This is a genomic window from Pseudomonas sp. B21-035 (assembly GCF_024748945.1).
In the GTDB taxonomy this organism is placed as follows: domain Bacteria; phylum Pseudomonadota; class Gammaproteobacteria; order Pseudomonadales; family Pseudomonadaceae; genus Aquipseudomonas.
In genome coordinates, this window is the sequence record NZ_CP087179.1 from 1 (window position 1) to 17,855 (window position 17,855).

Annotated in this window: 13 protein-coding genes; 9 read left to right on the forward strand and 4 right to left on the reverse strand. The window is 61.1% G+C overall.

The annotated features are described in order from the left end of the window. Genes dnaA through gyrB form a run of 4 tightly spaced genes read left to right on the forward strand, consistent with a single transcriptional unit; the run spans window position 1 to window position 6,207 of the window. The gene (gene dnaA / locus LOY22_RS00005; RefSeq protein ID WP_093377769.1) at window positions 1-1,518 is read left to right on the forward strand and encodes a chromosomal replication initiator protein DnaA; all 1,518 of its coding nucleotides are present in this window, start codon (window positions 1-3) and stop codon (window positions 1,516-1,518) included. Between the two features lie 40 nt (window positions 1,519-1,558). Next, window positions 1,559-2,662, forward strand: a complete 1,104-nt coding sequence (gene dnaN / locus LOY22_RS00010; protein ID WP_038997897.1) for a DNA polymerase III subunit beta — start codon at window positions 1,559-1,561, stop codon at window positions 2,660-2,662. 19 nt (window positions 2,663-2,681) lie between these two features. Beyond that, complete coding sequence (gene recF / locus LOY22_RS00015) at window positions 2,682-3,785, forward strand: DNA replication/repair protein RecF (RefSeq protein WP_010222707.1); 1,104 nt, start codon at window positions 2,682-2,684, stop codon at window positions 3,783-3,785. Window positions 3,786-3,789: 4 nt separating this feature from the next. Further along, window positions 3,790-6,207 (forward strand): DNA topoisomerase (ATP-hydrolyzing) subunit B, encoded by a 2,418-nt coding sequence (gyrB, locus tag LOY22_RS00020; protein ID WP_045199388.1) that lies wholly within the window; start codon window positions 3,790-3,792, stop codon window positions 6,205-6,207. A 90-nt stretch (window positions 6,208-6,297) separates the two neighbouring features. Here gyrB and LOY22_RS00025 read toward each other — a convergent pair whose 3' ends face one another. From LOY22_RS00025 to LOY22_RS00035, 3 genes are all read right to left on the reverse strand, one after another. Further along, on the reverse strand, window positions 6,298-7,188 hold the full coding sequence (locus LOY22_RS00025; RefSeq protein ID WP_258595634.1) for a DUF2950 domain-containing protein: 891 nt from the start codon (window positions 7,186-7,188) through the stop codon (window positions 6,298-6,300). A 14-nt stretch (window positions 7,189-7,202) separates the two neighbouring features. After that, entirely contained in the window at window positions 7,203-8,708 is a 1,506-nt protein-coding gene (locus LOY22_RS00030; RefSeq protein WP_258595636.1) for a DUF3300 domain-containing protein, read from the reverse strand. 152 nt (window positions 8,709-8,860) lie between these two features. Beyond that, the gene (locus LOY22_RS00035; protein ID WP_093377751.1) at window positions 8,861-10,174 is read right to left on the reverse strand and encodes a sigma-54-dependent Fis family transcriptional regulator; all 1,314 of its coding nucleotides are present in this window, start codon (window positions 10,172-10,174) and stop codon (window positions 8,861-8,863) included. Between the two features lie 239 nt (window positions 10,175-10,413). On the opposite strand from LOY22_RS00035, the gene LOY22_RS00040 reads away from it, so the two are divergent. Genes LOY22_RS00040 through LOY22_RS00050 form a run of 3 tightly spaced genes read left to right on the forward strand, consistent with a single transcriptional unit; the run spans window position 10,414 to window position 13,427 of the window. Then, a complete protein-coding gene (locus LOY22_RS00040; RefSeq protein ID WP_045199380.1) occupies window positions 10,414-11,298 on the forward strand; it encodes an MBL fold metallo-hydrolase in 885 nt (294 codons plus the stop codon). Between the two features lie 36 nt (window positions 11,299-11,334). Then, window positions 11,335-12,612 (forward strand): FAD/NAD(P)-binding oxidoreductase, encoded by a 1,278-nt coding sequence (locus LOY22_RS00045; protein ID WP_195885357.1) that lies wholly within the window; start codon window positions 11,335-11,337, stop codon window positions 12,610-12,612. Beyond that, window positions 12,609-13,427, forward strand: a complete 819-nt coding sequence (locus LOY22_RS00050) for a sulfite exporter TauE/SafE family protein (protein WP_093377741.1) — start codon at window positions 12,609-12,611, stop codon at window positions 13,425-13,427. Before LOY22_RS00045 ends, LOY22_RS00050 begins: the two co-directional genes overlap by 4 nt. A 4-nt stretch (window positions 13,428-13,431) precedes the next feature. Here the strand turns inward: LOY22_RS00050 and LOY22_RS00055 are convergent, their stop codons facing one another. Then, complete coding sequence (locus tag LOY22_RS00055) at window positions 13,432-14,319, reverse strand: LysR family transcriptional regulator (protein ID WP_093377737.1); 888 nt, start codon at window positions 14,317-14,319, stop codon at window positions 13,432-13,434. Between the two features lie 137 nt (window positions 14,320-14,456). On the opposite strand from LOY22_RS00055, the gene LOY22_RS00060 reads away from it, so the two are divergent. Continuing rightward, on the forward strand, window positions 14,457-16,106 hold the full coding sequence (locus tag LOY22_RS00060; RefSeq protein WP_258595648.1) for a GMC family oxidoreductase: 1,650 nt from the start codon (window positions 14,457-14,459) through the stop codon (window positions 16,104-16,106). Between the two features lie 100 nt (window positions 16,107-16,206). Continuing rightward, window positions 16,207-17,829 carry an MFS transporter gene (locus LOY22_RS00065; protein ID WP_045199370.1) on the forward strand — a complete coding sequence of 541 codons (1,623 nt, stop codon included), beginning with the start codon at window positions 16,207-16,209 and terminating at the stop codon, window positions 17,827-17,829. Window positions 17,830-17,855: the final 26 nt, after the last annotated feature.

Sequence of the window (17,855 nt, forward strand, 5' to 3'; positions counted from 1 at the left end):
GTGTCAGTGGAACTTTGGCAGCAGTGCGTGGAGCTTCTGCGCGATGAACTGCCTGCCCAGCAATTCAACACCTGGATCCGTCCGCTACAGGTCGAAGCCGAAGGCGACGAGTTGCGCGTCTATGCGCCTAACCGTTTCGTTCTCGACTGGGTCAATGAAAAGTACCTGAGCCGTCTGCTCGAACTGCTGGGTGAACACGGCAACGGTATTGCGCCTGCCCTTTCCTTATTAATAGGCAGCAGACGCAGTTCGGCACCACGTGCCGCACCCAATGCGCCGCTGGCTGCAGCCGTCGCCGCCTCGCAGGCCCAGGCTGCCCAAACCGCGGTGGTCAGCGAACCGGTCGCCGCACCTGTTGCAGCGCCGGCACCGGTGGCAGAAGTCGAGCAAGCGCCTTCGCGTGACAGCTTCGATTCCATGGGCGAGGCCAACGCCGCGCCAGCTCCAAGTGGCCGCACCGAACAACGCACCGTGCAGGTCGAAGGTGCGCTCAAGCACACCAGCTACCTGAACCGCACCTTTACCTTCGAGAACTTCGTCGAAGGTAAGTCCAACCAGCTGGCCCGCGCCGCGGCCTGGCAGGTTGCCGACAACCCCAAGCATGGCTACAACCCGCTGTTCCTGTACGGCGGCGTGGGCCTGGGTAAAACGCACTTGATGCATGCTGTGGGTAACCACCTGCTCAAGAAGAACCCGAATGCCAAGGTGGTGTACCTGCACTCCGAGCGTTTCGTCGCCGACATGGTCAAGGCGCTGCAGCTCAATGCCATCAACGAATTCAAGCGCTTCTACCGTTCGGTCGACGCGCTGCTGATCGATGACATTCAGTTCTTTGCCCGTAAAGAGCGTTCCCAGGAAGAGTTTTTCCATACCTTCAACGCCCTGCTCGAAGGCGGCCAGCAAGTCATTCTGACCAGCGACCGTTATCCGAAGGAAATCGAAGGCCTGGAAGAGCGCCTGAAGTCGCGCTTTGGCTGGGGCCTGACCGTTGCGGTAGAGCCTCCGGAGTTGGAAACCCGGGTAGCGATCCTGATGAAGAAGGCCGACCAGGCCAAGGTCGACCTGCCCCACGATGCGGCTTTCTTTATCGCCCAGCGTATTCGCTCGAACGTGCGTGAACTCGAAGGCGCCCTGAAGCGGGTGATTGCTCATTCACACTTCATGGGCCGCGACATCACCATCGAGCTGATTCGCGAATCGCTCAAGGATCTTCTGGCACTGCAGGACAAACTGGTGAGTGTGGATAACATCCAGCGCACCGTTGCCGAGTACTACAAGATCAAGATCTCCGATCTGTTGTCCAAACGTCGTTCCCGTTCGGTAGCCCGTCCGCGGCAGGTCGCCATGGCCTTGTCCAAAGAGCTGACCAACCACAGCCTGCCGGAGATCGGCGACGTATTCGGCGGCCGCGATCACACCACCGTGTTGCATGCGTGCCGCAAGATCAACGAACTCAAGGAATCCGACGCGGATATCCGCGAGGACTACAAGAACCTGCTGCGGACTCTGACGACTTGATGAACGTCAGCGCAGCTTATTAAAGGCAAGGGACTAGACCATGCATTTCACCATTCAACGCGAAGCCCTGTTGAAACCCCTGCAACTGGTCGCAGGCGTCGTCGAGCGCCGCCAGACCTTGCCGGTACTGTCCAACGTACTGCTGGTGGTACAGGGTCAGCAATTGTCGCTGACCGGTACTGACCTGGAAGTGGAACTGGTTGGCCGCGTGCAACTGGAAGAGCCGGCCGAGCCAGGCGAAATCACCGTGCCTGCGCGCAAGCTGATGGATATCTGCAAAAGCCTGCCCAACGACGTGCTGATCGACATCAAGCTCGATGAGCAGAAGCTCGTGGTCAAGGCTGGCCGTAGCCGCTTCACACTGTCGACCCTGCCGGCCAATGACTTCCCGACTGTCGAAGAAGGCCCAGGCTCGCTGACCTGCAACCTGGAGCAAAGCCGTCTGCGCCGCTTGATCGAGCGCACCAGCTTCGCCATGGCCCAGCAGGACGTACGCTACTACCTCAACGGCATGCTGCTGGAAGTGTCCACCGACACCCTGCGCGCTGTCGCCACCGACGGTCACCGTCTGGCCATGTGCTCGATGCGTGCCGATATCGGCCAGGCTGATCGCCACCAGGTCATCGTGCCGCGCAAAGGTATCCTCGAACTGGCGCGCCTGCTTACTGAGCCGGATGGCATGGTCAGCATCGTGCTGGGTCAGCATCACATTCGTGCTACTACTGGTGAGTTCACCTTCACCTCGAAGCTGGTCGATGGCAAGTTCCCGGACTACGAGCGCGTGCTGCCCAAAGGCGGTGACAAGCTGGTCGTCGGTGACCGCCAGGCACTGCGCGAGGCCTTCAGCCGTACCGCGATTCTGTCCAACGAGAAGTACCGCGGCATCCGTCTGCAACTGGCCAATGCCCAGTTGAAGATCCAGGCCAACAACCCTGAGCAGGAAGAAGCGGAAGAAGAAATCAGCGTCGAGTACAACGGTAGCTCGCTGGAAATCGGCTTTAACGTCAGCTACTTGCTCGACGTCCTGGGTGTCATGACCACTGAGCAGGTTCGTCTGATCCTGTCGGACTCCAACAGCAGCGCCCTGCTGCAGGAAGCTGACAACGACGACTCCGCTTATGTTGTCATGCCGATGCGTCTGTAATTTGTCCAGCAGACTCTAGATGTCCCTCAGTCGCGTTTCTGTCACCGCGGTGCGTAACCTGCACCCGGTGACCTTCTCTCCCTCCCCCCGCATCAATATCCTGTACGGCGCCAACGGCAGCGGTAAAACCAGCGTGCTGGAAGCCGTTCATCTGTTGGGTCTGGCCCGTTCGTTTCGCAGCACCCGCCTGACACCGGTGATTCAGTACGAGCAATTGGCTTGTACTGTGTTCGGCCAGGTCGAGTTAAGTGAAGGCGGTTCCAGCAACCTGGGGATTTCGCGGGATCGGCAAGGTGAGTTCACCATTCGCATCGATGGGCAGAATGCTCGCAGTGCAGCCCAGTTGGCAGAGATTCTGCCCCTGCAACTGATCAATCCGGACAGCTTTCGCCTGCTCGAAGGCGCGCCGAAAATACGCCGGCAGTTCCTCGATTGGGGGGTGTTCCACGTGGAACCCCGCTTCATGGCCACTTGGCAACGCCTGCAGAAGGCTTTGCGGCAGCGGAACTCATGGTTGCGGCATGGTACACTTGACGCTGTTTCGCAAGCGGCCTGGGACCGGGAACTGTGCCTGGCCAGCGCGGAAATAGATGAATACCGTCGCAATTACATCAAGGCCTTGAAGCCAGTCTTTGAGCAAACCCTGAGCGATTTGGTCGAGCTCGAAGGGCTGACCCTGAGCTATTACCGTGGCTGGGACAAGGATCGCGAACTCAGTGAAGTGCTCGCCTCCTCCCTGCAACGTGATCAGCACATGGGCCACACCCAGGCCGGCCCACAACGTGCAGACCTGCGCCTGAGACTCGGCGCCCATAACGCGGCTGACATTTTGTCTCGCGGCCAGCAGAAGCTGGTGGTCTGTGCATTGCGTATTGCTCAAGGCCATCTGGTTAGCCAAGCGCGTCGCGGCCAATGTATTTATCTGGTGGATGACTTGCCGTCGGAACTCGACGACCAGCACCGCCGCGCACTTTGTCGCTTGTTGGAAGACTTACGCTGCCAGGTGTTTATCACCTGTGTAGATCAAGAATTATTGAGGGAAGGCTGGCAGACGGAAACGCCAGTTGCTTTGTTCCACGTGGAACAGGGCCGTATCACCCAGACCCACGACCATCGGGAGTGAAGGCATGAGCGAAAATCAAACGTACGACTCCTCCAGCATTAAAGTGCTGAAAGGGCTAGATGCCGTGCGCAAGCGTCCCGGTATGTACATTGGCGACACCGATGATGGTAGCGGCCTGCACCACATGGTGTTCGAGGTGGTCGATAACTCGATCGACGAGGCACTCGCCGGCCACTGCGATGACATCACCGTAATTATTCACCCAGACGAATCCATCAGTGTTCGCGACAACGGTCGCGGCATTCCGGTCGACGTGCACAAAGAGGAAGGCGTATCTGCTGCCGAGGTCATCATGACCGTCCTCCACGCCGGCGGTAAGTTCGATGACAACTCCTACAAAGTATCCGGCGGTCTGCACGGTGTAGGTGTGTCGGTGGTTAACGCCCTTTCCGAGCAGTTGATCCTCACCGTTCGCCGCAGTGGCAAGATCTGGGAACAGACTTACGTCCACGGTGTTCCACAAGCGCCGATGAAAATCGTTGGCGACAGTGAAACCACCGGTACCCATATCCACTTCAAGCCGTCGGCTGAAACTTTCAAGAACATCCACTTCAGCTGGGACATCCTGGCCAAGCGGATTCGCGAACTGTCCTTCCTCAACTCCGGCGTCGGCATCCTGCTGAAGGACGAGCGTTCCGGTAAAGAAGAACATTTCAAATACGAAGGCGGTCTGCGTGCGTTCGTCGAGTACCTGAATACCAACAAGACCCCGGTCAACCAGGTCTTCCACTTCAGTGTTCAACGCGAAGACGGCGTGGGCGTGGAAATCGCCCTGCAGTGGAACGACAGCTTCAACGAGAACCTGTTGTGCTTCACCAACAACATTCCGCAGCGCGACGGTGGTACCCACCTGGTCGGTTTCCGCTCGGCGTTGACCCGTAACCTGAACAACTACATCGAGCAGGAAGGCCTGGCCAAGAAGAACAAGGTTTCGACCACCGGCGACGACGCCCGTGAAGGTCTGACCGCGATCATCTCGGTGAAGGTACCTGATCCGAAGTTCAGCTCGCAGACCAAAGACAAGCTGGTGTCCTCGGAAGTGAAAACAGCCGTGGAACAGGAGATGGGCAAGTACTTCTCCGACTTCCTGCTGGAGAACCCGAACGAAGCCAAGGCCGTTGTCGGCAAGATGATCGACGCCGCGCGTGCTCGTGAAGCTGCTCGTAAAGCGCGGGAAATGACTCGCCGCAAAGGTGCGCTGGATATCGCCGGCCTGCCGGGCAAACTGGCGGACTGCCAGGAGAAGGACCCTGCCCTTTCCGAACTGTACCTGGTGGAGGGTGACTCCGCGGGTGGTTCGGCCAAGCAGGGTCGTAACCGCAAGACCCAGGCGATCCTGCCGCTCAAGGGCAAGATCCTCAACGTCGAGAAAGCACGCTTCGACAAGATGATCTCGTCCCAGGAAGTGGGCACGCTGATCACCGCGCTGGGCTGTGGTATCGGCCGCGAAGAGTACAACATCGACAAGCTGCGCTATCACAACATCATCATCATGACCGATGCTGACGTCGACGGTTCGCACATTCGTACCCTGCTGCTGACTTTCTTCTTCCGTCAGCTGCCGGAACTGGTCGAGCGTGGCTACATCTACATTGCCCAGCCACCGCTGTACAAGGTCAAGAAAGGCAAGCAAGAGCAGTACATCAAAGACGACGACGCCATGGAAGAGTACATGACCCAGTCGGCTCTGGAAGATGCCAGCCTGCACCTGGACGAATCCGCACCACCTGTTTCCGGCGTCGAGCTGGAGCGTCTGGTCAACGAATTCCGCACCGTGATGAAGACCCTCAAGCGCCTCTCGCGCCTGTACCCGCAGGAGCTGACCGAGCACTTCGTCTACCTGCCGGCGGTATCGCTGGAGCAGTTGGGCGACCACGCTGCCATGCAGGAGTGGCTGGGCAAATTCGAAGAGCGTCTGCGCACCAGCGAGAAGTCCGGCCTGCTGTACAAGGCCAGCCTGCGCGAAGACAAAGAGCGCAATGTCTGGCTGCCGGAAGTGGAAATCACCTCTCACGGCCTGGCCAGCTACGTCACCTTCAACCGTGACTTCTTCGGCAGTAACGACTACCGCACCGTCACCGCCCTCGGTGCACAGCTGAGCACCCTGCTGGGTGAAGGCGCCTACGTGCAACGTGGCGAGCGCAAGAAAGCCATCACCGAGTTCAAGGAAGCACTGGACTGGCTGATGACCGAAAGCACCAAGCGCCACACCATCCAGCGATACAAAGGTCTTGGTGAGATGAACCCGGATCAGCTGTGGGAAACCACCATGGACCCAACCGTGCGCCGCATGCTCAAGGTGACCATCGAAGACGCGATCGCTGCCGATCAGATCTTCAACACCCTGATGGGCGACGCCGTTGAGCCACGTCGTGAGTTCATCGAGAGCAACGCCCTGGCGGTGTCCAACCTGGACTTCTGATCAGCTGTAGGTTCAAAGTAAAGCAACATCATCAAGCCCGCTCACGCGGGCTTTTTGTTGTGCTGTTTTTCCTGTGTTGAGCTGTTCGGTTCAGCGCCCCTCTTCCTCGTCCTTTACTTCGCTCCAACTGCTGTCGGGGTCGAAACGGGTAATCGCGGCAGCGCGCTTGGCGCTGTCGCGGCCGAGGTCTTTCTCGAACAGTTCGCCGTCGTGGCTGATCATGAAGCTCATCACGCCCGTGTCGCCATAGTCCGCCGGCCAGGCGATCACGGCAAAGCCGCGGGTCATGTGATTACCGATCTTGTAGTCATAGGCGCCGCCCGGCGCCGAAGGGCCTTGGCCAGTGAGGATGCGATAGTGGTAGCCGTGCCAATCATCGCCCTTTGCGGTATCACCAAAAAGCGGTCCGAGCGGACTTTCTTCAACGCCCTCCTCTTGCGGCCAGTACAAACCGTCGAACTGCCCGTCGCTGCTGATGAGTTTCTGCGCGTACTCGAGTATCCCATCGTCATTGCGATCAACCTCGGCGTAATCCATCTGCGCGTCGTGATAGGCGCGCACTGATTGAATGGTCGCCAGCTCGTTGCGTCCGATGCGGCGCAGGCGGATTTCCGCGGCGCCGGCTTTGGTGTCGAATGCCCAACCGTCAGTACTGTGTCTGATGGGAATCGGGAACACCCAGGGCGTGTCGCCGACGACCAGATGTGCACGCTTCGGGTTGTCGGACTGAACCTGATGTTTTTCCTTGTAGAGGGCGAGAAAGGCATCGACATCTTTGCGATCGATGTTCTTGGTCGGGATGTAACTCTCCCAGTCGTTGCCAAGCAATTTCGCCAACAGTTGGCTATCGGCCTTTTCGCTACCAAGCGCCTGCACCAGTGCTTCGCCGGCGGCTTCGGGGTGTGGGAAATGTTCCTGAGCGTAGCTGCTGGACGTCCAGCACAGCAGCAGAATCAGCACAATTCGGCTAGCAGCATTCATGACTGATTCTCCTCTCAACGGCGACGGCCGCCACCGCCGGATTGCATCCGCGCGGGTCGTTGTACCTGGTGGCCCGCAGCGGCTGCAGATGGTCGGCTGGCGCTGCGTTGGCTGAGCTGGCCACGATTGCTTGCGATGCGTGACTGCGAAGGGTTGCGCACACCGGCCAACGCATTGTTGCGCGGTGCCTGGGCGCTAACATGTTGCTGACGGGCTTGCTGGCGTACTTGTTGGTTGCGCCCCGCCTGCTGAGGCTGGCGGTTGTTCTGCGGCGCCTGTGCTCGCTGGCGGGCCTGACCGTCATTTTTCAGTTGGCGGTCGGCAACCTGAGCGCGCTCGCGTGCGTTGCCGGACGGGTTGATGCCCTGTTTTTCCAGGCGCTGTTGGGCGCGCTCGCGGTCGGCACTCTGCACCCGTTGGCGGGCTTCAAGGTTGCTGGTTGCCGGTGCTTCGATGCCGCGCTGTGCCAGGGTTTCACGGGCTCGTGCGCGATCTTCGACCCGGGCCGGGGTGTCACCGCGGTAGGCTGTGCGCTCTGCACTGCCGGGTAAGCGTCGGTCGAACTGGGCTCGACTGGCCTGGTCGCGGTACGGGACGCCGTCGCGATACGCAGGATTATGGCGCCAGGTGTTCTGGTTGGCATCGAGCCTGCGGTTGACGTTGTTGATATTGTTGTAGCGATTGACGTTGATATCGACGTCATGATCGTCCCAGTCGCAATCCCCCCAGAGTGAATTGACGATTGCGACGCCTGCACCAAAAGCCAGGCCGGAGGCTAACGCCGTGCCGATGGCATACCCCGGTGGCGGCGGATAATACGCGGGTGGGTAGGACGGCGAGGACCAACTGCCGTACACCACGGAGGGGTTGTAGCTTGGTACGTATACAACCTGCGGGTTGGTAGGCTGGATAACGATAGTCTGTGCTGGCGCGGCACCTTGTACCACCGTGGTCGTGCCGCCTGCGGGGGCGCTTGATGGTTGCACGATAACCGTCTGCTGTTCGTTGGACTCCAGGTGCCCGGCAGCCTTGGCCTTGGCGCGCAGGCGCTGCACCGAGTTCATCACCGCGTCGGGCTGGGCGAGAAAGGCATCGCCGACGCGCTGCACCCAGACCGGGTCCTGGCCAAGTGTCGCCAGCACCTGCGGGAAAGCCACCAAGGATTGCACGCTGGGGTCCCACGGCTGCTCGGCGACCTGCTTGACCGCGGCATCACCGCTGACGTTCGGATGCGCCTTGGACCAGGCAACCGCGTCGGCGACATTGCCTGGATAGGTGGTGGCCATCAGCACCTGTGCGAGTAAAGCGTCCGGATACAACGCCAACGGTGCGAGCATTTGATCGAGCTGTTCGGTGCTGAACACCGCCTCGCTCGGCGCCGCCGGCGCGGCTGGTGTAGCCGGTGCAGCCGCTGCGGGTGCCGTAGCCGTGGCCTTGGGTTGCGCGTCCTCTTCGAAACAACCAGAAAGCGCGAGCATGGCGATGCTGAGCAGGATCGCCCGGTGAAGGCAGGAAGACATGACGATGCTCCTGTGGCAGAAAAGACAGAGCGGAACGTCAGGCGTCCTGGCACCTGGTTACCGACTCGGCAATCGACGCATGGAACGCTCTGCGGTGGGTGAGCAGTTTCAGCGTAGAAGAAAAAGCCGCAGTTGGTTGTCTTGCGTCAGTCTCAAAGACCCAGTTCGCGCAGGCGCCGGTACAAAGTGCGTTCACTCATGCCCAGGTGACGCGCCAGCTCGCTGCGTGATCCATTGAAGCTGTCCAGGGCCTGGGCCAGTTGCCCGAGGCTGTCTTTGCTGCGGCGGCTGATGCTTGGCGTCGGCTCAAGTCTCGAACCGAGCTCAGCAGGCAGGTGCTCGGCACGGATCAGTCCGTCGTCGGCGAACAGCCGCGCTCGTTCGAGGATATTACGCAGCTCGCGAATGTTGCCAGGATAGGCGTACAAGCTCAGTCGATTCATCGCATCTGGGTTGACCTTCGGTGCCGCCGCCCCTGCCATCCGTTGCAACAGGCTCTCGATCAACAACGGCAGATCGTCGACCCGTTCGCGCAATGCCGGCAAGCGGATCGGAAAACCGCTGATGCGGTAATACAGGTCTTCACGGAAGGTGCCCGCTGCAGCCATTTCCTTGAGCGGTTTGTGGGTCGCCGAGACCAGCCTGAAGTCGGAGTGAACCGTACGCAGGCTGCCGACCGGGCGAAAGCTGCCAGACTCGATCAGGCGCAGCAGTTTGACCTGCATCGCCAACGGTACTTCGCCGATTTCATCGAGGAACAAGGTGCCGCCATGGGCCGCTTCCGCCAGGCCGATCTTGCGCTGATGGGCGCCGGTAAAGGCGCCCTTCTCGTAACCGAATAGCTCGCTCTCGAATAACGACTCAGTCAGGCCGGTGCAGTCGACCACCACCAGTGGGCCGCTGGCCCGAGGGCTGCCCAGGTGCAGAGCGCGCGCAAACAACTCTTTGCCGGTCCCGGATTCACCCTGGAGCAACACCGGAATTTGCGCAGGTGCCGCGCGCTGCAGGCTGGCCAGTGCGTCCTGGAACGCCGCTGAGCGGCCGACCAAGCCTTGTTGCTGGGGCTGCGCCGAGGCGACGGTGATGCTGGTCAGGCGCTCGACGAACGCCACCACCTCACCTTGCTCATCGAGGATCGGGCGCAACTCGACATCCACATGTTCCGGCCCGCGCGGGGTGTGGTGCACATGCAGAACACGCTCGGGGACACGGCTGTCCCAGGCCTTGCGCATCGGGCAGTGTTCGCCGGCCTGGTCGCAAGGCACGGCGTAGTGATGGGACACCCGGTGGCACTTGGCGCCGATGGGCGGTTGGCCGTCGATGCCGAACTGGCGTCGGTAGGCGCCGTTGGCGGCAAGAATGTTGTAGTCGGTGTCCAGCACGATGGTCGGCTGGGCGTCGTGTTCGAGGTAGGACACCAGGGCCTGCACGGCAGGATGAGGAACAACAGTGGACGAGAAGGACATGGCGACACCTGGGCAAGCTCGGGCGAAGCTTAACTGAAGCTGCCAGGGACTGCCAAAAACTGCCAACTGCTGCCATGTCACTGCCAACTATGCTGACAGTCTGGCAGTGTTTTTCCCTACGCAGCCCGCGAACATTGGGAAACAGCCTACCGGTTCGATGGCACATATCTTGATGACAGCCTGTCCATTGCCAGCAAGGCTTGATAGCTGGCACCTGTGATGAATTCGGAGCGTGGTAAATGATCATCGGCGGCAACTTGTATGTGGAGGCACTGTTCGACAGTGTCACCTCGACCATCAGCTATTTGCTGATGGACCGGAGCAGTGGCGACTGTGCCTTGATCGACAGTGTGCTGGATTACGATCCGAAGTCCGGACGCACCAGCAGTGCTTCGGCAGACAAGCTGATCGAGCGGGTGACTGAACTGGGCGGCAAGGTCCAGTGGATTCTCGAAACCCACGTGCACGCCGATCACCTGTCGGCGGCGGCTTACCTCAAGCAGGCGCTGGGCGGCCAGATTGCCATTGGCAGCCAGATCACCCAGGTGCAGAAAGTCTTCGGTGCGCTGTTCAATGCCGATGGCGGCTTCGCCCGCGATGGCAGCCAGTTCGATGTGCTGTTCGACGACGAGCAGCCCTTCACCATCGGCAACCTCAAGGCACGTGCCCTGCACACGCCCGGCCACACGCCGGCGTGCATGACCTACGTGGTGGAGGTCGACGGGCAAAGCATCGCCTTTGTCGGCGACACGCTGTTCATGCCCGATTACGGCACCGCCCGTTGCGACTTCCCTGGCGCCAGTGCGCGCACTTTGTATCGCTCGATCCAGCGCATCCTTGCCCTGCCCGCCGAGACGCGCCTGTTCATGTGCCACGACTACCTGCCGGGTGGCCGCGAACTGCGCTACATGACCACGGTGGCCGAACAGCGCGCCAGCAACATCCACATCCGTGAAGGCATCAGCGAAGACAGCTTCGTCAGCATGCGCGAAGCCCGCGACGCCACCCTGGAGATGCCGGTACTGATCCTGCCTTCGGTGCAGATCAACATGCGCAGCGGCCAACTACCTGAACCTGAAGACAACGGAGTGCGCTACCTGAAGATCCCGCTCAACGTGCTCTGAGTTTCACCCCAGAATTATTATTAGAAGGACCCTGCCATGCTTGCTCAACCCTCCCCTGCCGAGGTGCCGAAAGGCGACCACCATAAAGTGCTGATCGTCGGTGCCGGTGCTGCCGGTGTCGCTGCCGCCTCCAGCTTGATCTGCCGCGACCCTTCGCTGGATGTCGCGATCATCGACCCGGCCGATGTGCACTATTACCAACCGGGCTGGACCATGGTCGGCGCCGGTATCTTCCAGGCGCCTTCGACGGCGCGCACCATGGCCTCGACCATTCCCGGCGGCGTGCAGTGGATCAAGGCGCGGGTCGAGAGCTTTGATCCGCAGGCGCAAACGGTGACGCTGAATGACGGGCGACTGCTCAGTTACGAACAGCTGGTGGTCTGCCCTGGGCTGAAGCTCGACTGGGATGCCATCGAGGGCTTGAGCGAAACCCTTGGGCGTAACGGCGTGACTTCCAACTACCGCTATGACCTGGCGCCCTACACCTGGCAACTGGTGCAGAACCTGCGTGAAGGCCGGGCGTTGTTCACCCAGCCGCCGATGCCGATCAAATGTGCCGGCGCACCGCAAAAGGCCCTGTACCTGTCGTGTGACCACTGGCTGCGCAACGGTCGGCTGGGCAACATCCAGGCGCAGTTTTTCAATGCCGGTGGCGTGCTGTTCGGGGTGCCTGACTATGTGCCGGCCTTGATGGAGTACATCGACAAGTACGCGGTAGACCTGCAGTACGCGCATCGCCTGGTGGCGGTCGATGGCCCGGGCAAGCGCGCTACCTTTGTGCGCACCTTGCCCGATGGCAGCAGCGAAACCCGGGTGCAGCCTTTCGACATGCTGCATGTGGTGCCGCCGCAGGTTGCCCCTGATTTTATTCGCAACAGCCCACTGGCTGACCAGGCCGGCTGGATCGATGTCGACCCGGCTACCCTGCGTCATAAACGCTATGGCAACATCCACGCCTTGGGCGATGGCATCAACACCAGCAATGCCAAGACTGCAGCGGCTGCGCGCAAGCAAGCGCCGGTGGTGGCCAACAATGTGCTGGTGGCGCTGGGGCGCCTGCCCAACCTCGCCCACTACGATGGTTATGGCTCCTGCCCGTTGACTGTCGAACGCGGCAAGATCGTGCTGGCCGAATTTACCTATGGCGGCAAGCTGGCGCCGAGCTTCCCGCGTTGGCTGCTCGATGGTCGCCGGCCAACGCGCCTGGCTTGGCTTCTGAAGGCGCAGATCCTGCCACCGCTGTACTGGCGTTGCATGCTCAAGGGCCGTGAGTGGCTGGCCAAGCCGCGGGTTGCCGCCGAGGGCCTGCGGTGATCGAGCATCAATTTCTTGCGGCTGGGCTGGGCGCGATCATTGGTGCGGTGCTGGCGCTGACCGGCGCCGGTGGCGGCATTCTGGCCGTACCCTTGCTGGTATTCGGTCTGGGCTTGTCGATGGTCGAGGCGGCGCCAGTCGGCTTGCTCGCCGTCGGCATGGCGGCGGCGGTGGGTGCCCTGTTGGGCCTGCGCCAAGGTCTGGTGCGTTATCGTGCGGCGTTGTTTGTGGCGGTGATCGGCATTGCGATTGCGCCCTTCGGCTTGATGCTTGCCCATCGCTTGCCGAACGGGCCATTGGCTCTGACTTTCGCCGTGGTGCTGGTCTATGCCTGTGCACGCATGTTGCTCAAGGCGCACCGCGAACTTCGTGGTCAGCCACCACTGGGCCAACGCATGGTCATGCCTTGTGTGCTCAACCCCTTGCAGGGGCGGCTGCGCTGGACCCTGCCCTGCGCCCGCGCCCTGGCGTTTACCGGCGCGATGTCCGGATTGCTGTCGGGGTTGCTCGGGGTTGGCGGCGGCTTTGTGATCATCCCGGCGCTGAGCCGTTACACCAACCTGGACATGAAGAGCATCGTTGCCACTTCGCTGGCAGTGATCGCCCTGGTGTCGACCGGCAGCGTGGTCAGCGCCACGGTTGGCGGCGTCATGCATTGGTCTGTGGGCGCGCCGTTTGCCGGCGGTGCGGTGCTCGGGCTGCTGCTGGCGCGTCAGGTCGCCAGCAAACTGGCCGGGCCACGACTGCAGCAGATGTTTGCGACCGTGGGTATCTGTGCGGCGGTGCTGTTGGCGGCGAAAACCCTGGGCGGCTGAGGCCCTACTCCGCCAGCAAGGCGTCCTGCTCCTGCGCGCACAGGGCCAGGAGAAAATCCCAGACCACGCGCAGGCGCACCGACTTGTGCAGCTCACGGCGGGTACAGATCCAGTAGCTACGCTGGATGGTCTCGCTGGGCAGCACCCGCACCAGCGCCGGATCGTGGCGGGCCATGTAGTTGGGCAACACGGCAATGCCCAGGCCGGCGCGAGCCGCTTGTTGCTGGGCGATCACGCTGGTGCTGCGAAACACCACGTTGGGTGCCCGGCAGAAGCTGTTCAAAAACAGCAGCTCCTGGCTGAACAGCAGGTCGTCGACGTAGCCGATCCAGCTGTGCTTGGCCAGGTCTTCGCGGTGATTGAGCGCTGGTGCGTGGGCCAGGTACTCGGGGCTGGCGTACAGCGCCAAGCGGTAATCGGTAAGTTTGCGGGTTATCAACAGGTCGGCGTTGGGCCGCTCCAGGTGAATGCTGATCTCCGCTTCGCGGTTGAGGATGCTGACAAACCGCGGTACCGCCACCAGCTCCACCTCAAGGCCTGGGTAGCGTTCGAACAGGCTGCCCATGCGCGGGGTGAAGAACATGATGCCGATGCCTTCGGTGACTCCCAGGCGAATCTTGCCCAGCGGGGTGATGGCCTGGGTGATTTCTTCCTGGGCCAGCAGGGCGACGTTTTCCATGGCTTCGGCGTGCTTGAGCAGGGCCTGGCCGGAGGGCGTCAGTTCGTAGCCCTGGGCGTGCTGGACGAACAAGGCGGTACCCAGGCTCTGTTCGATATTGTCGATATGCCGGGCCACGGTGCTGTGGGTGGTGTTCAGACGTTTGGCCGCAGTCAGCAGCCGGCCGCTGCGCTGCAACTCGAGAAAAAACCGCAGATCATTCCAGTCGAACATGCTTTTCCTTGTGAATCAGGTGTTCACGGACGTTGTGTTAAAACGCACAGCACTTGAGTGAAATCTAACGTTTTCATCCCGAAATTAATCAATAACATGGGCTGGGACAAGAATAATAATCAGGCGCGAGGTTGCCCATGCCATCAGCCGATCCTGTCTACGACTATGTGGTGGTTGGTGCCGGTCCTGCCGGGTGCCTGCTAGCCAATCGCTTATCCGCCGACCCAGGCTGCCGGGTGCTGTTGCTCGAAGCGGGTGGGCGCGACAACTACCCCTGGATTCACATTCCGGTGGGTTACCTCTACTGCATCGGCAACCCACGCACCGACTGGTGCTTCAAGACCGAAGCGCAACCCGGCCTCAATGGCCGTGCCCTGGGTTATCCACGGGGCAAGGTGCTCGGTGGCTGTTCTTCCATTAACGGCATGATCTACATGCGTGGTCAGGCGGGCGATTACGATCGCTGGGCCGAGCAGGGCAATGCCGGTTGGGCGTGGAAGGATGTGCTGCCACTGTTCAAGGCCAGCGAAAACCACTTCGGTGGCGCCAGCGAAGCCCATGGCAACGAAGGCGAGTGGCGGGTCGAGCAGCAGCGCTACTCCTGGCCGATCCTCGACGCCTTCCGCGAAGCCGCGGCGCAGAGTGGTATCCCTAACGTTGCTGACTTCAACACTGGGGATAACCAGGGCTGTGGATACTTCCAGGTCAACCAGCGTTCCGGCATTCGCTGGAACTCGGCCAAGGCGTTTTTGCGCCCGATCCTTAAGCGCCCCAATCTGACGGTACTGACCGATGTGCTGGTTGACCAGGTGGTGCTGGTAGAAGGCCGCGCTTCGCAGGTACGTGCTCGCTGGCAAGGCAATTGGCAGAACTTCAGCGCACGCCGGGAGATTATCCTGTGTGCCGGCTCCGTGGGTTCACCCGGTATTCTCCAGCGCTCGGGCATCGGCCCGCGTGGCTTGCTCGAGAGCCTGGGGATAACTGTTCGCCACGAATTGCCCGGGGTTGGCGGCAACCTGCAGGACCATCTGCAACTGCGCCTGATCTACCAGGTTACCCAGGCGCGCACCCTCAACCAGGTTGCCAACAGTCCCTGGGGCAAGCTCGGCATGGGCCTGCGTTACCTTTACGATCGCAGCGGCCCGCTGGCGATGGCGCCGAGCCAGTTGGGGGCGTTCGTACGTTCCGGGCCCGAGCAGGCTTCGGCCAACCTGCAGTACCACGTGCAGCCCTTGTCGCTGGAGCGCTTTGGCGAGCCGCTGCACCGCTTCCCGGCGTTTACCGCCTCGGTGTGCAACCTGCGCCCGGCCAGCCGCGGGCGTATCGATATCCGCTCGGCCAACCCGGACGACGCGCCACTGATCGACCCCAACTACCTGAGCGACCCTGAAGACCTGCGCGTCGCCGCCCAAGCCATTCGCCTGACCCGCAAGATCGTCCAGGCCCCTGCCCTGGCGGCGTTCAGCCCGCGTGAGTATCTGCCAGGCGCCGACCTGCAAAGCGAACAGCAGTTGCATGAAGCCGCCGGGCAGATCGGCACTACCATTTTCCACCCGGTAGGCACCTGCCGCATGGGCAACGGGCCGCTGGATGTGGTCGACGACCAGTTGCGCGTGCACGGCGTGCCGGGGTTGCGGGTTGCCGACGCCTCGATCATGCCGCAAATCGTCTCCGGCAATACCTGCTCCCCTACCCTGATGATTGCCGAAAAGGCGGCGCAATTGATTCGCCGGGAAAGCTTATCCACAAGCCGCATCGATAAAAAAAACGCAGTACCGACGCCCTGACCAGGGTGCGTAGCAACAACGACGCCGGACGCAGTCTGCCGGCGTCGACAGTGGAACAACAAGAATAATCACTGGGGCCTGCAGGCCGAGGACAGCAACGATGTCGGATTACATTCAAGAGCAGGGCGCTGCAACGGCGAGCACCAGCCGCCGGGAAGAACGCAAGATCATTTTCGCGTCATCCCTCGGGACAGTTTTCGAGTGGTATGACTTTTTTCTTTATGGGGCATTGGCCGCGGTCATCAGCAAGCAGTTCTTTGCCGGGGTGAACGACACCACTGCCTTTATCTTTGCCTTGATGGCCTTTGCCGCCGGCTTTCTCGTGCGGCCCTTCGGCGCGCTGGTGTTCGGCCGCCTGGGCGACATGATCGGGCGCAAGTACACCTTCCTGGTGACCATCGTGCTGATGGGCTTGTCGACCTTTGCCGTCGGCCTGTTGCCGACCTACGCCAGCATTGGCATTGCTGCACCGATCATTCTGGTGGTGTTGCGCATGCTGCAGGGCCTGGCGCTCGGTGGTGAGTACGGCGGCGCGGCGACTTATGTTGCCGAACACGCACCACCTGGCAAACGCGGCTTCCACACCGGTTTTATCCAGTCCACCGCGACCCTCGGCCTGCTGTTGTCGCTGCTGGTGGTGCTCGGCAGCCGTTACATCAGTGGCGACCAGTTCGAAGTCTGGGGCTGGCGCCTGCCGTTCCTGCTGTCGATCGTGCTGTTGGGGATTTCCACCTGGATCCGCATGAGCATGCACGAGTCGCCAGCCTTCGTGAAGATGAAGGCCCAGGGCAAGGCCAGTAAAGCGCCGATCCGTGAATCGTTCGGCTCCTGGCCCAACCTCAAGGTAGTACTCACTGCCCTGTTCAGCATCAACGCCGGGCAAGCGGTGACCTTCTACACCGCGCAGTTCTATGTGCTGTTCTTTCTTACCCAGATGCTCAAGATGGACCCGGCCCAGGCCAACACTTTGCTGATTATCAGCGTGGTGATCGGCGCGCCGTTCTTCGTGTTCTTCGGTTGGTTGTCGGACCGGGTCGGGCGCAAGCCAATCCTGATGCTCGGCTTGCTGCTGGCCACGGTACTGTACTTCCCACTGTTCAAGGCTCTGAGCCATTACGCCAACCCGCAGATCGACGCCGCCAGCCGCCAGGCCCCGATTGTGGTGATGGCCGATCCGCAAGGCTGCACCTTCCAGTTCGATCCGGTGGGCAAGGCGCGTTTTGACAGCCCCTGCGACAAGGTCAAAACCTTCCTGGTCAAACAGGGCCTGCCCTACAGCTCGGCTGAAGCGGCTGCTGGTGCCGAAGTGGTGGTGAGCATTGGCGAGCAGAAGATCAATGGGTTTGACGAAGCAGCCCTGCGTGCAGCGATCGAAAAAGCCGGCTACCCGGCCAAGGCCGATCCAGCCAGCGTCAACCAGCCGATGGTGGTGGTGCTGATCGTCGCCATGATCCTGATCGCGACCATGACCTACGGCCCGCTGGCGGCGGTGATGGTCGAGCTGTTCCCAACGCGTATCCGCTACACCTCGATGTCGCTGCCCTACCACATTGGCAACGGCTGGTTCGGCGGCTTCCTGCCCACCGTGTCCTTTGCCCTGGTGGTGTACACCGGCGACATCTTCTACGGGCTCTGGTACCCGGTGCTGATCACCGGTATCAGCCTGGTGGTGGGGCTGTTCTGCCTGAAAGAAACCCGTGATGTGGATATCGACAAGGTGTGAGGATTTGCAGGCATAAAAAAAACCGG

Excerpts from the sequence above, each read along its gene's own strand:
- LOY22_RS00040 (WP_045199380.1), top strand. The coding sequence starts at position 10,414 with ATGATCATCGGCGGCAACTTGTATGTGGAGGCACTGTTCGACAGTGTC.
- recF (WP_010222707.1), top strand. The coding sequence starts at position 2,682 with ATGTCCCTCAGTCGCGTTTCTGTCACCGCGGTGCGTAACCTGCACCCG.
- dnaN (WP_038997897.1), top strand. The coding sequence starts at position 1,559 with ATGCATTTCACCATTCAACGCGAAGCCCTGTTGAAACCCCTGCAACTG.
- LOY22_RS00060 (WP_258595648.1), top strand. The coding sequence starts at position 14,457 with ATGCCATCAGCCGATCCTGTCTACGACTATGTGGTGGTTGGTGCCGGT.
- LOY22_RS00045 (WP_195885357.1), top strand. The coding sequence starts at position 11,335 with ATGCTTGCTCAACCCTCCCCTGCCGAGGTGCCGAAAGGCGACCACCAT.
- LOY22_RS00035 (WP_093377751.1), bottom strand. The coding sequence starts at position 10,174 with ATGTCCTTCTCGTCCACTGTTGTTCCTCATCCTGCCGTGCAGGCCCTG.
- LOY22_RS00065 (WP_045199370.1), top strand. The coding sequence starts at position 16,207 with ATGTCGGATTACATTCAAGAGCAGGGCGCTGCAACGGCGAGCACCAGC.
- gyrB (WP_045199388.1), top strand. The coding sequence starts at position 3,790 with ATGAGCGAAAATCAAACGTACGACTCCTCCAGCATTAAAGTGCTGAAA.
- LOY22_RS00055 (WP_093377737.1), bottom strand. The coding sequence starts at position 14,319 with ATGTTCGACTGGAATGATCTGCGGTTTTTTCTCGAGTTGCAGCGCAGC.
- LOY22_RS00030 (WP_258595636.1), bottom strand. The coding sequence starts at position 8,708 with ATGTCTTCCTGCCTTCACCGGGCGATCCTGCTCAGCATCGCCATGCTC.
- LOY22_RS00025 (WP_258595634.1), bottom strand. The coding sequence starts at position 7,188 with ATGAATGCTGCTAGCCGAATTGTGCTGATTCTGCTGCTGTGCTGGACG.